Below are 14643 nucleotides of genomic sequence, written 5' to 3'. Positions count from 1 at the left end.
CCGCGTTGCTTGAGGTTAGACCTCGTCCGCCAGGGTGCCCAAGTACAACTGGATCACCTTCGGGTCCTTCATGAGCTCACGGCCTGTACCCGTGTACGCGTCCTTGCCCTGGTCCAGGACGTAGCCGCGATCGCAGATCTGAAGGCAGCGGCGGGCGTTCTGTTCCACCATGATCACGGAGACGCCTGCGCGGTTGATCTCGTGGACGCGGAGGAACGTCTCGTCCTGCTTGACGGGGGAGAGGCCGGCCGACGGTTCATCCAGCAGCAAGACAGCCGGGTCCATCATGAGGGCCCTTCCCATGGCCACCATCTGGCGTTCGCCACCCGAGAGGGACCCGGCGCGTTGGGCGCGCCGCTTGCCCAGTTCCGGGAAGAGGCTGGTGACAAAGTCGAAGCGCTCGGCGAAGACCTTGGGCCGCTGGAACATGCCCATCTGGAGGTTCTCTTCAATGGTCAAGGTAGCGAAGACGTTGTTGGTCTGCGGAACGAAGCCCACGCCCTGGGTCACCAGCTTGTTGGCCTTCAACCCGGTGAGGTCCTGCCCGCGAACCACAACAGTGCCGGAGTGCACCTTCACCAGGCCGAACATGGCCTTGAGCAGGGTGGACTTGCCGGCGCCATTAGGGCCGATAATGCCAATCAGCTCGCCCTTGCGTGCCTCGATGCTGCAGCCGTTGAGGATATTGACGCCCGGGATATAGCCCGCCACCAGGTTGGTGACTTTGACGACGGAATCGCTTGCCGGGGCGGCTGCCGAGGCGGGCATTGCAGCGGGACTGCTCATTTCCCGTCCTCCTTCTTGGGTTCTTCGATATCGGACAGAATGCCGGCATCTTCCGTTCCGACAACCGACTCGTCATCGGCTACGAGTTCCGCTTCGAGTTCCTTGATGCCTTCAGCGTCGCCAAGATCGACGTCGTGGTGGGCGCCAAGGTAGGCGTCGATGACGGCGGGATTCTTCATCACTTCTCCCGGAGGTCCCTCAGCCACCACCTTGCCTTCGGCCATGACCACCACCCAGTCAGCGATGTGGCGGACCATGTTCATGTCGTGCTCAACGAAGAGCACGGTCATGCCTTCGGCTTTGAGGTTCTTGATGTGATCCAACAGCGACTGCGTCAGGGCCGGATTCACGCCTGCCATTGGCTCATCGAGCATGACGAGCTTGGGCCGGACCATCAGCGAGCGTGCCATTTCCAGGAGCTTGCGCTGGCCGCCGGAGAGTGACGCAGCGTAGTCGTCCTTCTTGGCATCAAGCTTGAACTTCTGCAGCAGGATGTCAGCCTGGGCGGTGATTTCCTTTTCCCGGCCACCCCACATGCCTTTGAACAGGGCCTTGGAAAGCCGCTCACCGGGCTGGTCGGCGGCGCCGAGGCGCATGTTTTCCATGACCGTCAGCTTGCCCATCACCTTGGTCAGCTGGAAGGTGCGGACCATGCCCATACGGGCCACTTTGTAGGAGGAAACACCGGCGATGCTGTTGCCCTCGAACTGCCACTTTCCCGTGTTGGGGGTGTCGAAGCCCGTGAGCAGGTTGAACAGCGTGGTCTTGCCTGCACCGTTGGGCCCGATCAGGGCCGTGATCTTGTGGCGGGGAATCTCGAGGTACTCCACGTCCACGGCATTGATGCCGCCAAAGGAACGGGTAACTTCCTCTGCCACCACGATCGGGTCGCGCTTCTTGCAGCCGGGCAGGTTCTCCCCGACGGCGATCGGCCGCGAATCGGTCATATAGTCGATGTCTTGTTCGTTCATTTCACTCATGCGAATGCAAGCTCCTTCTTATTGCCGAAGACGCCTTGCGGGCGGAAGATCATCAGGAGCATCAGGGCCACGCCCACCAGGATGTAGCGGAGCTGGCCTGCCTGGACGGTGGTTAGCCACGTGATGACTCCCGATTCGATAAGGCCGTACAGGAGGCTCTGGGTCAGTGAGAGCACTACCCAGAAGATCATGGCTCCAATGACGGGTCCCAGGACAGTGGCCATGCCACCGAGGAGGAGGCAGGTCCACAGGAAGAACGTCAGTTCCGTGCCGTAGTTGGATGGCTGGACAGCGCCGCGGGGCAACGTGAAGATCATGCCGGCAAGTGCGCCGAGCACACCGCCGATGACCAGTGCCTGCATCTTGTAGGAGTAGACGTTCTTACCGAGTGACCGAACGGCGTTCTCGTCTTCACGGATGCCCTTCAGTACCCGGCCCCAGGGGCTGCGCATGAGGAGCCAGACCAGCAGGCAGCAAACAATGACCAAGGCCCACCCCACCACGCGGATGAAGAAGTCCCTGTTGTTCATGCCCATATAGGAGCCCTCAGGGAAAGGGTTCATGGCGTAGAAATCGCCCTCAAAGGCGGCCAGGCCGTTTGCCGAACCGGTGACGCTGGTCAGCTGGTTGGTGGTGACGACGTAGCGCACAATTTCGGCGGCTGCAATGGTCACGATGGCTAGATAGTCGGCCCGTAGCCTCAGTGTGGGAATGCCGAGGATGAAGGCGAAGATCACCGAACACAAGATGGCGATCAGCAGGCCAATGAAGAACGGAGCCTTGAACGTCAGGGTGGAGATGGCAAAGCCGTAAGCACCCACTGCCATGAAACCTGCCTGGCCGAAGTTCAGCAGGCCTGAGTAGCCGAAGTGGACCGCAAGGCCCAAAGCGGCAAGTGCGTAGGCCGCCGTCGTCGGACTGAATAGTTCGCCAAGGGCGCTGGAGAGAATAAATCCGAAATCCATGGCCCGCTCCTAACCCACACGCTCACGCCGGCCGAGGATACCCTGCGGTCGGAACAGAAGGACAACAATCATGATGAAGAGGGCACCGACGTATTTGAGGTCGGCGGGGAGGCCGAACACGGTTGTCAGTTCCACGAAAACGCCGACGACGATCGAGCCGATCAGTGCGCCGAATACGGTTCCCAGGCCACCGAGGGTCACACCGGCGAAGATGAGCAGCAGGATCTGCGAACCCATGTCGAAGGTGACGCCTGGCCGGTAATACGCCCACAGGATGCCGCCGAGGGAAGCAAGGACACCGCCAACGATCCACACCAGCCTGATCACGGAGTCGACGTCGATGCCTGACGCCGCTGCCAGTGCGGGGTTGTCCGCCACGGCGCGGGTTGCCTTGCCGAGGCGCGTTTTCAGCAGGACGATGCCCACCAGCGCGATGACCACGGCACTGATGATCAGTGACCAAAGGTTGTTCGGCGTGATGGACACGGGCCCGATCTGGATCTCGGCGCTTTGGGCTCCGGGCAGCTGCTGCGTGGCGCCGCCGAAGAAGAACTGGATGACGTACCGGATCGCCAAGGCAAGGCCGATACTGACGATCATCATGGGGACCAGGCCTGAGCCGCGTTTACGCAGCGGGCGCCACAGTCCCGCGTCCTGGACGTAGCCGAAGAGTCCGCCGCCAACCAGTGCCAGCAGGATGGCCAGCCAGAAGGGGAGCCCCATGCCGTTGAACATGAACACCAGGACCGCGCCCAGTGTGACCATCTCGCCGTGGGCGAAGTTGGTGAGGCCGGTGGTTCCGAAGATCAGGGACAGGCCAACAGCGGCAAGGGCCAGGAGCAGGCCAAAGCTCAGGCCCGCGACGAGGCGGTTGAGCAGGTTCTGTCCGAAGTCCTGTTGCTGGATCACGATGCCTTTTCCAAAGGCGAAGATCACCGACAGGTTGGAGGTCTGGCTGAAGGTGACATCGCGGGGATTGTCCTGGCCTTCAGCGAGCTTGATGCCGTCCGGCAAGGTGGAGGTATCCAGCTCGACGGTGTAGGTGCCCTGGACGGGAACGCCGATGCTCCAGGCTCCGTTGGCTCCTGAGGTGGCTTCACCCTGGAAGCCATTGCCTGAGGCCTTGATTTTGACGCCGGGTATGGGCGCCCGGGCGTCATCGCGGAGGAATCCGCTGATGTTGTTCTGGAAATTTGTTGCTGATGGCGAAGGCGAGGGGGTGGTTGCCTCCGCCGCGGGGGCGGCGATCAACAGAACAGCGATGAGGGAAGCGAAAAGCGCCCCCACTACTCTCTGCAGTCCCTTGGACCGTCTGATGGACGGGTCGCGCAGTGTGCTTCTCAAAATGGAAACCTCCACAGTGGGGGTGGTCCCGGCTGCGCCATTGCAGCCGGTGCGAACGGTCATGGGGCTTGTGAACAGTTCTTGCCTAGCTGCCTCGATGTGATCTAAGTCACCCATGTGTGGCCTATGTTACCGCTCTGAACGGGTAATAAATGCCCAGTTAGGCGGTGCAAAGATCGCGATCAGGTAACAACTGTGAAGCTGGAGGCAACTAGCGATGTAGCAGTTCTTAAGTAAACCTTTGTTGTTTGACGGTGTTACTAAACGTTCGGCTGAACGCCTACGCCAGCCACTGTTCCAATTTCGTGTCACGGTTACGTTTCGGCTGCGTGAACAAGGGAACTATCGCTGCCGCCCGGGCGTGGTAATTGGTACCGTGAACTATCACTTAGCCCTTTTTCAGGAGGACACCCGTAATGGCACTTGGCGGAAACCCAGTCTTCAACGGAAAGAATTTCCGTGGAGCAAAGCAGGCCCCGCCTGTACCGCAAAATCCGTACGGCCAGCAGTTTAACCAGGCCGGCCGCGCACCCGCACAGGTCATGGACGGCCAGGCCGCATGGTCGGCACAGCAGCAGAACATGACCAATGAGCAGCTGCAGCAGATGTACAGCCAGCCCTCCGCAGGGCCGGCCGATACCGGACGCATGACCTACGACGACGTCATCATGAAGACCGTCGCTTGCCTCGTGGTTTTGGTCATCGGTGCAGGTGTAACCCTGTTCGTGGCTCCGGCCCTCTCCACCATGCTCATGATCGTCGGCGCGCTGGGCGGTTTCGTCCTGGCTCTCGTCAACACCTTCAAGAAGCAGCCATCCCCGGCCCTGATCCTGGCCTATGCCGGCCTCGAGGGCCTGTTCCTCGGCGGCCTCACCCGCATCCTTGATGGCCTGTACCCGGGTGTCGGCCTGCAGGCAGTCATCGGCACACTGGCTGTTTTCGGTGTCACGCTGGTCCTGTTCAAGAGTGGCAAGGTCCGTGCGACCCCCAAGATGGTCCGCTTCTTCATGATCGCCACCATCGGTTATGCGGTCTTCGCGCTCATCAACCTGGTCATGGTGTGGACCGGTGCCGTGCAGGAGCCGTTCGGCCTCCGCACCAGCATGACCATCTTTGGCATCCCGCTGGGTGTCTTCATCGGCATCCTGGCCATCGGCCTGGCAGCGTTCTCCCTGATCATGGACTTCACCAGCATCGAGCAAGGCGTTCGCGCCGGTGCCCCGGAACGTTATTCCTGGGTTGCGGCATTCGGCCTGACCGTCACCCTGGTGTGGCTCTACGTCGAAATCATCCGCCTGCTGGCAATTTTGCGCGGCGACGACTAACACCGCGAAATAAGTCAACGCAAAATGCCCCCGAACAATGTTTGGGGGCATTTTTGTATTCACTGGGGCGAGGTCTCGAGTGAAAGATCGCGCCAAAGTGCCGAAAGCGAACCCCTCGAGGCTAGTTCAGGCGCTCGAACACCACCGCCATGCCTTGGCCGCCGCCCACGCACAAGGTCGCAAGGCCCAAGGTCCCGTCGCGCTCCTTCAAGCCATTCAGCAGCGTGCTGGTCAGGCGGGCGCCCGTCATCCCGAAGGGGTGCCCCAAGGCGATGGCACCACCGTGGACATTGAGCTTGGCGGGGTCGATCCCCAGTTCGCGGGCGCTGGCGACAACCTGGACTGCGAAGGCTTCGTTGAGCTCCACCAAATCGATGTCGTCCATGGTCAGGCCGGCCAACGCGAGTGCCCGTTGTGAGGACTCCACAGGTCCCATGCCCATAAGTTCGGGGGAGAGGGCGCTCACGCCGGTGGAAACCACCCGTGCCAGGGGCTGGAGTCCAAGCTCGCGGGCACGGCTGTCGCTCATGACCACTACGGCGGCGGCGCCATCGTTGAGGGGGCAGGCATTGCCCGCAGTCACCGTCCCGGATGCGCGGAAAACGGGTTGCAACGCCGATACCGCTTCAAGGGTCACACCGGCCCGGGGCGAATCGTCGCGGTCCACCACAACCCCGTCCTGGCGTGTGTACGGCGTGATGTCGCGCGAATAGAACCCCGAGGCGATGGCGGCTTCGGCGCGGTTCTGGCTCAGCACACCCCACTGGTCCTGTTCGGCCCTGCTGATGCCATAGCTGGTGGCGACGTTCTCCGCGGTCTGGCCCATGGAGATGTAGATGTCCGGCAAACGGCCGCCCAGCCGGGGGTCCGTCCATGGGATGTTTGAGGCCGCACGGGCTGCAGTGCGTTGGGCGGCAGACTCGAAGAGGGGGTTGTGGTTGGCGGTATCGGTTTCGCCTGCCCCGGCCCAGTTCTGGTACCTGGACACGCTCTCCACCCCGGCCGAGACGATCGCATGGGCTTCCCCCGATTTGATGGCGTGAAAAGCCATTCGCAGCGTTTGCAGGCTCGACGCACAGAAGCGGTTGATGGTGGCTGCCGGAACACGGTCCAGTCCGGCGAGGACAGCAACTACCCGTGCCATGTTGGAGCCAGCCTCGCCGCTGGGCTCAGCGCACCCGAGCAGGATGTCGTCCAGCCCCCGGCCGTCGTCGGCACCGGGATCGAAGTCGGGCAACTTGGCCAGGGCCGCCTGGACCATGGCGGTTGCGAGGTCGTCCGGACGTTCGTCCTTGAGCGAGCCTTTGAAGGCCCGGCCTATGGGACTCCTTGCAGTGGAAACAATGACAGCCTCAACCATGGCCCCAGCTTACGCCCGGCATCCGGGAGGGTATCCGGGCTTAGGCGATGCGGACATCAGGCCAGGCGCAAGGCGCCGGCTGCAGGGGTAACGGTGAAAATGTCCGGCGCCGTGAAGCCCGCGTCCGCGAAGGAACGCACGACGGCGTCGCGCACCTGCTGCTCCTGGCCCACCGGGGTCAGGGCAATGGCCGAGCCACCGAAACCGCCGCCGGTCATGCGGGCACCGATGGCGCCGGCGGACCGGGACGTGTCCACGGCGAGGTCGAGTTCCGGGCAGGAGATCTCGAAGTCGTCCCGCATGGAGGCGTGGCTGGCATCCAGAAGCGCCCCAATGGAGGCTGGACCCTGCGTACCAAGGATTTCCACTGTTTGGAGGACCCGGTCGTTTTCGGTGACGACGTGCCGGACCCGTCGAAGCGTGGTCTCGTCCAGCAGGCCGGAAGCTTCCTCCAAACGCTCCACACCGACGTCGCGCAGTGCTTTGACCCCAAGGATCTCGGCACCCAACTCGCAGGACGCCCGCCTGGAGGCGTAACCGCCGTCGGCGTGGGAGTGCGACACTTTGGTGTCGATGACCAGCAGGACCAAGCCTGACGCCTCGGCATCGAAGGGGACCAGCTCCACGTGCTGGTCGCGGCAGTCCAGGAAGACCGCGTGCCCCTTGGCTCCCCGCAAGGAGGCCGACTGGTCCATGATTCCCGTTGGTGCTCCAACAAAGGCATTCTCGGCGCGCTGGGTGGCGAGCACCAGTTCCTCGGCCGCGAAACGGGCGCCGGTCAGGTCGTTGAGGGCAGAGATGACCGCGCATTCGATGGCGTGGGAAGAGGACAGGCCAGCGCCCAAAGGAACATCGGAGTCGAGGAGCAGGTCGAATCCGGGGACGGTGACGTCGCGTTCCTGCAAAGCCCAGGCCACCCCCAACGGATACCGCGACCAGCCCTCGCCCGAGCCGGGTTCCAAGGAGTCGATATCAGCCTCCACGAGGCCGTGGCCACCGAACGTGGAGAGCAGGCGCACCGTGGAGTCGTCGCGGACGCGGAGTGCCACCCTTGCCGTTTTGTCGATGGCGAAGGGCAGGACGAACCCTTCGTTGTAGTCGGTGTGCTCGCCGATCAGGTTCACCCGTCCCGGAGCCTGCCATACGCCGTCGGGAGCGGCTCCGAAGACTTCCTGGAAGCGGGAGGCGAGGGCGCTGGTGTCGATGGTGGTGCTCATGCTCGGGTGCCTTCCAGGGTTTCGGCGGAGGCCGGCGCGGCAACGCTGCGCAGCCGCTCGGCGACGGCCTCCGGCGTGGTGTCGTTGATGAACGCTCCCATGGCCGCTTCGGAGCCGGCCAGGTACTTGAGCTTATCGGCCGCGCGGCGGGGCGAGGTCAACTGCAGATGGAGTTGGCCGGCCGGGCGCAGGACCGGATCCAACGGGGCCTGGTGCCATGCCGAGATATATGGCATGGGTGTCGGGTAGAGCGAGTCCAGCCGCTTCAAGAGGTCAAGGTAGACGTGCGATAGTTCGTCCCGCTCCTCCCCGGTCAGCGCTGCCAGGTCCGGGACGCTGCGGTGCGGCACCAGGTGGATTTCCAGCGGCCAGCGCGCGGCGAAAGGTACGTAGGCGCTGAAGTGCTTGGCCTCCAGCACCATCCGGCTTCCATCGTCACGCTCGGCCTTGAGCAGGGAGGCGCCCAGCGTTTCCTTCGCGTCGACGTCGTCGTAGTACTTACGGGCGACCGCGCCGAGCTGGGCCGCGCGGGGCGTCACGTACGGGTAGGCGTAGATCTGGCCGTGAGGGTGGTGCAGGGTGACGCCGATGTCTGCGCCACGGTTTTCGAACGGGAACACCTGTTTGATGCCCGGCAGCGCGCTCAGGGCATCGGTGCGCTGGGCCCACGCCTCGATCACGGTGCGGGCGCGTGTTTCACCCAGTTCGGCGAATGAACCCGTGTGCTGCGGGGTGAAAGCCACCACTTCGCAGCGGCCATACGCCGCTCCCTTGACCCCGTGGCCGCTGAGGCCTGGTGCTGGAAGCGGGGGAATGTCGCCCACCGCAGGTCCCAGCGAGGGGAAGCGGTTTTCGAAGACCACCACGTCGTAATCCGGCGCCGGAATCTCGGATGGGTTCGCCGGCGTCGTGGGGCAAATAGGGCACTGGTCTGCGGGCGGGAGATGCGTCCGGGCCTGCCGGTGGGCGGCCACGGCCACCCAGTCACCGGACAACGCGTCGTACCTGACTTCGCCCGGTTCGCCTCGGGCGGGAAGCTCGCGGTGGTCCACCAGGGATCCGGGCGTTCGCTCCGGGGTCCCGGGGTCGTCGAAGTAGATCAGCTCCCGGCTGTCCGCGAGGCGTGTGCTGGTGATGCGACTCATGGATCCATCATTCCACAAGTGACCAAAAACGCATAGTTTCTAACAAAAGCAAACATTGTTGGGAGGGGGGAGCGTCCGCGATGCAGTACGGTAATGCCATGCCTGCCTCACCTACGCCTGCTGACCAACCCGACCAGCCAGCCTCCCGCCGCTTCGCCACGGGCCGCCAATTCGAGCTTCGCAGGGGCGACGCGCTCGCCGTGGTCACAGAGCTCGCCGCCGGCCTCCGCCTGTACTCCCGCAACGGTACCCAGCTGACCGAAAGCTACGGCGACGACCAGATCCCGCCTGGCGCGACAGGCATCACCCTGGCACCCTGGGCGAACCGCATCGAAGACGGCGTCTGGTATCTCGACGGGAAGAAGCAGCAGCTCGATATCACCGAAGCCTCCCGCAACAACGCCAGTCACGGCCTCCTCCGGAACACCGGATACGCGCTGGTGGACGAGTCCGAATTTTCCGTGACCCTGGAAGCCGCTGTTTTCCCGCAGCACGGGTACCCGTTCCTGGCGCGGCACCAGGTGCGCTATGAGCTGGACGAAGCCCTGGACCTCCGCGTCGCGCAGACACTGCTCAACGACTCCCCATCCGCAGCGCCGTTCGTCCTGGGCGCCCACCCCTACTTGCGCATCGGTGACGTAGCACCGGAGGACCTGACACTGACTGTGCACGCAGGCACCCGCCTGGTGGCCGATGACCGGCTCATCCCAAGGAGCGCCGCTCCGGCGGACGGCGAGTACGATTTTTCCGCAGGGCCCACAGTAGGCGGACTGCTGGTGGACGTCGCCCTGACAGACTTGGCGTTCGACGGCGGTTTGGCCCGCCACACGCTGACGGCAGCCGACGGCCGAAGCGTGAGCCTCGAACAGGATGAAGCTTGCCAGTATGTGCACGTCTTCGTCACCGACACGTTCCCGGGCCGCACCAGGGCGGTGGCCATCGAGCCCATGACTGGTCCGGCCAACGCGTTCAACAGCGGCGACGGACTGCGCTGGCTGGCCCCCGGCGAAGCTTTCACCATGAACTGGGGCATCACGGCCTCCCTCTAGCCATGCAGCACCGCGGCGCGGGTCGGTTTCCCATACGGCGCGGGCTGCGGAAGTATAGGTTCATGACGCCAACACCGGACGCCAGATCACGTTCTGACCGCCAAATCGCCGAGGACATCCCCTACGGGGTGCGTATTGCCGCCGCGTGGTCGTGGCGGGCAGGGTTGATCCTGCTCATGATCGGCGCCCTCGTGTGGTTGCTGGGCAAGGTCAGCTTCCTCATTATTCCCGTGATGGTGGCAGCCCTCCTGGCCGGCCTGCTCTATCCGGTGGTCGCCTGGCTGCGCCAACGGAGCATGCCCAACGGCGCCGCCGTCGCTGTCACAGTCCTGGGCTTCATTGGAGTCATCGCCGGTGCCTTGGCCCTGGTGGGGAGGCAGCTCGTATCCGGCTTCGGCGAGCTCTGGCAAGAGGCGCTGGCCGGAATCCAGCAGATCCAGACGTGGCTGGCAGATGGGCCGCTCCACCTGACGGCAGACCAGATCGACCAATACATTGCCGACGGCGCCAACGCCCTGCAGAACAACAGCAGCAGCATCCTTAGCGGTGCCCTGTCCTTCGGCAGCACCGCCGGCCACTTTGCGGCAGGCCTTGTCCTGGCACTGTTCATCCTCATCTTCTTCCTGCTTGAAGGCAGCCGGATCTGGGGATTCCTGGTCCGTCTTTTGCCCAAGACAGCGCGCCGGGCCACAGACGGTGCCGGCCGCCGGGGTTGGACCTCCATGGTCAGCTACGTCCGCATCCAGATGTTCGTCGCCTTCGTTGACGCCGTGGGCATTGGTGTTGGTGCAGCCATCATCCAGGTTCCCCTGGCCCTGCCCCTTGCCGTCTTGGTGTTCATCGGCTCCTTTATCCCTGTGGTGGGTGCCCTGGTCACCGGTGCCATCGCCGTACTGCTCGCACTGGTAGCCAACGGCCCCATCAACGCGTTGATCATGCTGGCAATCGTGTTGCTTGTCCAGCAGCTCGAAAGCCACATCCTCCAACCGCTGGTGATGGGCAAGGCCGTAGCCCTCCACCCGGTCGCAGTGATCCTCTCGGTGGCCGCAGGGTCCTACCTGGCAGGAATCCCCGGAGCTCTGTTCGCCGTGCCGTTGCTCGCCGTAGTAAACACGGCAGTTCGCTACATTGCGGGCCGGACGTGGGAACATGATGAAGGATTGGGCGGCGTGGGGCTCCAGCCGGGCACCGCTTCGACGGGTCCGGGCCCAGACGCCAACTTCAAGGACGTCAGCATCCAAAAGCCCCAATCCCGTGCCGGCAAAGGCGTCGGCAGCAAGACCAAGGTTTCAGGGAGCACCTCTGTGGAGGACCCTGCGGCCAACATCAACAAAGGAGAATAGTCAGTGAATACCCTCGAAACCCTGCCCGTCACGCTGGACGATGTCCTTAAGGCGCAGGAGCTGCTCGAGGGCATTATTACCAAGACTCCGGTGGAGTCGTCCCGTGCGCTGGGCAGCCTTGTGGGCGGAAACGTCTTTTTCAAGTGCGAGAACCTCCAGCGCGCAGGCTCCTTCAAGGTCCGTGGCGCCTACGTCCGGATGGCCCGCTTGACGGACGACGAAAAGAAGCGCGGCGTGGTAGCAGCCTCCGCCGGAAACCACGCGCAAGGCGTGGCCGTAGCCGCAAAGAGCCTTGGCATCAACGCCCGGATCTACATGCCGCTCGGCGTCGCACTGCCCAAGCTGGCAGCAACCCGCAGCCATGGCGCTGAAGTGGTCCTGCATGGGCACAACGTTGATGAGGCCTTGGCTGAGGCCCAACGCTATGCCAACGAAACCGGCGCAGTGTTCGTGCACCCCTTCGACAACGTGGACGTCGTAGCCGGCCAAGGCACCATCGGGCTCGAAATCCTGGACCAGATCCCCAACGTGGACACCATCCTCATGGGTGTCGGCGGTGGTGGGCTCCTGGCCGGTGTGGCAGTGGCCATCAAGGCACGGGCCAAGGAGCTTGGCCGCGAAATCCGCGTCATCGGAGTCCAGGCAGAAAACGCTGCCGCCTACCCTCCGTCCCTTGCCGCAGATGCCCTGGTGCCGCTCAAGAAGGTCACCACCATGGCTGACGGTATCGCCGTGGGCCGCCCCGGACAGCTTCCGTTCAGCATCATCAGGGAACTCGTCGACGACGTCGTCACCGTTAGCGAAGACTCGTTGGCGCGTGCCCTGATCTTCCTGCTCGAACGGGCAAAAATGGTGGTTGAGCCTGCCGGCGCCGTCGGAGTAGCCGCACTCATGGACGGCAAGATCGAAAACCCGGGGAACACCGCCGTCGTGCTTTCCGGTGGCAACATCGATCCCATGCTGATGCTCAAAGTCATCCAGCGCGGTCTGTCGGCGGCCGGCCGGTTCATGACGGTCCGCATGATGCTCGACGACCGTCCCGGTTCGCTGGCGACCATCGCGCGGATCATCGCCGAAAACGATGCCAACGTCACCGGACTCGACCACACCCGCCTGGGCGGATCCATCAGCATGGGCGACGTCTCCATCACCATCAACCTGGAAACCAAGGGCCACGAACATGGCGAACAGGTTCTCGGCGCGTTGCGGGCCGAGGGCTTCCAGCCAATCGTGGTGCACTGACAGAGGGGACCACTGGTGCTCGGAATGCCCGAAGGGACGCCGGTAGAGGCTAAGGAATCGTTGGCCGGGCGGGCGAAGGGCGGCCTGCTGTTCATGGGCGGCTTCGTGATCCTGCTCTACGTCATCGAGTTCGTCAACACGCTGATGCTCCATGGCCTCAACCGCACATTCGGCCTCCGTTCCCGGACCTTGGATGGCGTTCTCGACATCCTGACGTTCCCGCTCCTGCACGCCAACTTCAACCATCTGCTGTCCAACACGCTGCCGCTGATCATTTTCGGATTCCTGGCGTTCATGTCCGGGTTCCGTGTGTTCATCACTGCCTTGGCCTTCAGTTGGTTGGGCTCCGGACTGGCCGTATGGCTTATCGGTGGGGGAGGCGTGACGGTGGGCGCCTCCGGGCTGGTCTTCGGACTTTTCGCGTTCCTCCTGGTGCGGGGATTCTTCAACCGCAACTGGTGGCAGATCCTGCTGTCCGTGGTGCTCTTCATGGCCTATGGCAGCATCCTCTTTGGAGTGCTGCCCACGGTCATGGGCTACATCTCCTGGCAGGCACACCTCGGCGGAGCTGTCGGTGGCGTCATCGCCGCCGTCCTGCTGCGCCCTAAACCCCAACCCGCCGCTACCTTCTAACGCACCACGGAAAACGCCGGCCCGCCCCGTGAGGGGGCGGACCGGCGTCGTTGGTTAAAGGCGTTGCAGCTTAGCCGGCGTAGGGCTTCGCGGAAACGATCTCCACCGGGATTTCCTTGCCGTTGGGGGCAACGTAGCTCAGCTTGTCGCCCTCTTTGTGGCCGATGATTGCGGCGCCCAATGGGGACTTCTCGCTGAAGACATCAATATCGGAATCCCCGGCGATTTCGCGGGATCCGAGCAGGAACTTCTCTTCGTCGCCGGCGATGCGGGCAACAACCAGCATGCCGGGTTCAACGATGCCGTCGTCGGCAGGTGCTTCGCCCACCTGGGCATCGCGCAGAAGTGCAGTGAGCTGACGGATGCGGGCCTCAATCTTGCCCTGCTCCTCCTTGGCTGCGTGGTAGCCGCCGTTCTCCTTGAGGTCGCCCTCCTGGCGGGCAGCTTCGATCTTCTGGACGATATCCGCCCGGCCAGCGCCGGAAAGGTGGTCCAGCTCAGCCGTCAAGCGATCGAATGCTTCCTGGGTAAGCCAAGCTGCAGTGGCGCTGTTGGTGGTAGACACGGATTTCTCCTCTTGATCTGACAATGCAAAAGACCCCGCCTAGGTGGCCACTCATGGAACTCAGTAACCAACTTAACGGGGTGAAGGTTTCATCCATTGTAGTAAATCCTCTGGACGAACCCAAACCGGTTGAGTCGTGGGTCACATGATTGTTATTTTCCGCTGTCCACGATCCAGCAACTGTCCACCACGCCGGAAACTGCCGGGGACTCGGTGCGCAGGACGGTGCGCTGTGCAGTGGTCCGGCCGCCGTCGGCGCTTTGTTCAGGCTGGTTGGGGCCGATTTCCACCACTTTCCAGCCCACCACGGCGAACTTGGAATCCATGGCCTTGATGGCACATTTTGCTGTTGCGCCGGGATATTTGGTGACCTGGTAGTCCACTTCCGCCTGGGTGCCATCCACGGTGCTGTACCCGATATCTTTGAAGGTGACGGGGGCTTGGGCCGAGGACGTAGCAACCCACGCCGCGAACGCAATACCCACGATCAGTGCCACAAGGACGATGATCCGCTTGGTTTTGCGGGTCATGGCGTGCTTTTGGCCGCCGTAGCGATTGGCTAGGCTGGTGCTTGCCGGTACGTGGGTGGCCGATAGGTCCTCTGAAGTCACCCATCCAGTTTAGTGCCGATCCCGGCGCCCGCTCACCGCCCCGCATGCCCGTTACACAAACCCGTTACACGAAAGAGG

Annotated in this window: 14 protein-coding genes; 5 read left to right on the top strand and 9 right to left on the bottom strand. The window is 63.3% G+C overall.

The features are described 5' to 3' along the window. Nucleotides 1-15: 15 nt before the first annotated feature. The 4 genes from AC5RU9_RS13785 to AC5RU9_RS13770 are packed head-to-tail and all read right to left on the bottom strand — an operon-like array spanning nucleotide 16 to nucleotide 4138. On the bottom strand, nucleotides 16-786 hold the full coding sequence (locus tag AC5RU9_RS13785) for an ABC transporter ATP-binding protein (protein WP_211713109.1): 771 nt from the start codon (nucleotides 784-786) through the stop codon (nucleotides 16-18). Beyond that, the gene (locus tag AC5RU9_RS13780) at nucleotides 783-1766 is read right to left on the bottom strand and encodes an ABC transporter ATP-binding protein (RefSeq protein ID WP_494016879.1); all 984 of its coding nucleotides are present in this window, start codon (nucleotides 1764-1766) and stop codon (nucleotides 783-785) included. Before AC5RU9_RS13780 ends, AC5RU9_RS13785 begins: the two co-directional genes overlap by 4 nt. Next, on the bottom strand, nucleotides 1763-2731 hold the full coding sequence (locus AC5RU9_RS13775) for a branched-chain amino acid ABC transporter permease (RefSeq protein ID WP_211713111.1): 969 nt from the start codon (nucleotides 2729-2731) through the stop codon (nucleotides 1763-1765). The genes AC5RU9_RS13780 and AC5RU9_RS13775 overlap by 4 nt, the downstream gene beginning before the upstream one ends. A gap of 9 nt (nucleotides 2732-2740) precedes the next feature. Further along, nucleotides 2741-4138, bottom strand: a complete 1398-nt coding sequence (locus tag AC5RU9_RS13770; protein WP_494016878.1) for a branched-chain amino acid ABC transporter permease — start codon at nucleotides 4136-4138, stop codon at nucleotides 2741-2743. A gap of 353 nt (nucleotides 4139-4491) precedes the next feature. On the opposite strand from AC5RU9_RS13770, the gene AC5RU9_RS13765 reads away from it, so the two are divergent. Further along, entirely contained in the window at nucleotides 4492-5400 is a 909-nt protein-coding gene (locus AC5RU9_RS13765; RefSeq protein WP_494016877.1) for a Bax inhibitor-1/YccA family protein, read from the top strand. Between the two features lie 121 nt (nucleotides 5401-5521). Here AC5RU9_RS13765 and AC5RU9_RS13760 read toward each other — a convergent pair whose 3' ends face one another. From AC5RU9_RS13760 to galT, 3 genes are read right to left on the bottom strand one after another with little or no spacing between them, the layout of a single operon-like run. Further along, the gene (locus tag AC5RU9_RS13760) at nucleotides 5522-6760 is read right to left on the bottom strand and encodes an acetyl-CoA C-acetyltransferase (RefSeq protein ID WP_494016876.1); all 1239 of its coding nucleotides are present in this window, start codon (nucleotides 6758-6760) and stop codon (nucleotides 5522-5524) included. A gap of 56 nt (nucleotides 6761-6816) precedes the next feature. Next, nucleotides 6817-7977: a galactokinase gene (gene galK, locus AC5RU9_RS13755; RefSeq protein ID WP_494016875.1), complete on the bottom strand. Its 1161-nt coding sequence runs from the start codon at nucleotides 7975-7977 to the stop codon at nucleotides 6817-6819. Further along, nucleotides 7974-9122, bottom strand: coding sequence for a galactose-1-phosphate uridylyltransferase (gene galT / locus AC5RU9_RS13750; protein ID WP_494016874.1), 1149 nt, complete (start codon nucleotides 9120-9122; stop codon nucleotides 7974-7976). The genes galK and galT overlap by 4 nt, the downstream gene beginning before the upstream one ends. Nucleotides 9123-9220: 98 nt before the next feature. Here galT and AC5RU9_RS13745 point away from each other — a divergent pair, with 98 nt between their 5' ends. The 4 genes from AC5RU9_RS13745 to AC5RU9_RS13730 all read left to right on the top strand — a co-directional run bounded on the left by AC5RU9_RS13745 (nucleotide 9221) and on the right by AC5RU9_RS13730 (nucleotide 13389). After that, on the top strand, nucleotides 9221-10171 hold the full coding sequence (locus AC5RU9_RS13745; RefSeq protein WP_494016873.1) for an aldose 1-epimerase family protein: 951 nt from the start codon (nucleotides 9221-9223) through the stop codon (nucleotides 10169-10171). Nucleotides 10172-10233: 62 nt separating this feature from the next. Beyond that, nucleotides 10234-11514, top strand: a complete 1281-nt coding sequence (locus tag AC5RU9_RS13740) for an AI-2E family transporter (RefSeq protein ID WP_494016872.1) — start codon at nucleotides 10234-10236, stop codon at nucleotides 11512-11514. Nucleotides 11515-11517: 3 nt separating this feature from the next. Further along, entirely contained in the window at nucleotides 11518-12756 is a 1239-nt protein-coding gene (ilvA, locus tag AC5RU9_RS13735) for a threonine ammonia-lyase (protein ID WP_211713122.1), read from the top strand. 12 nt (nucleotides 12757-12768) lie between these two features. Continuing rightward, nucleotides 12769-13389: a rhomboid family intramembrane serine protease gene (locus AC5RU9_RS13730; protein WP_494017132.1), complete on the top strand. Its 621-nt coding sequence runs from the start codon at nucleotides 12769-12771 to the stop codon at nucleotides 13387-13389. 70 nt (nucleotides 13390-13459) lie between these two features. Here the strand turns inward: AC5RU9_RS13730 and greA are convergent, their stop codons facing one another. Both greA and AC5RU9_RS13720 read right to left on the bottom strand, forming a co-directional pair. Further along, complete coding sequence (gene greA, locus AC5RU9_RS13725; RefSeq protein ID WP_211713125.1) at nucleotides 13460-13954, bottom strand: transcription elongation factor GreA; 495 nt, start codon at nucleotides 13952-13954, stop codon at nucleotides 13460-13462. A 152-nt stretch (nucleotides 13955-14106) separates the two neighbouring features. Beyond that, on the bottom strand, nucleotides 14107-14565 hold the full coding sequence (locus tag AC5RU9_RS13720) for a DUF4307 domain-containing protein (protein ID WP_309990875.1): 459 nt from the start codon (nucleotides 14563-14565) through the stop codon (nucleotides 14107-14109). Between the last annotated feature and the right edge of the window lie 78 nt (nucleotides 14566-14643).

The sequence above is a fragment of the Arthrobacter sp. B0316-5-4 genome (genome assembly GCF_059090325.1).
The sequence above is the reverse complement of the archived record's forward strand: the minus strand, read 5'-3'. Positions and strand labels throughout refer to the sequence as shown.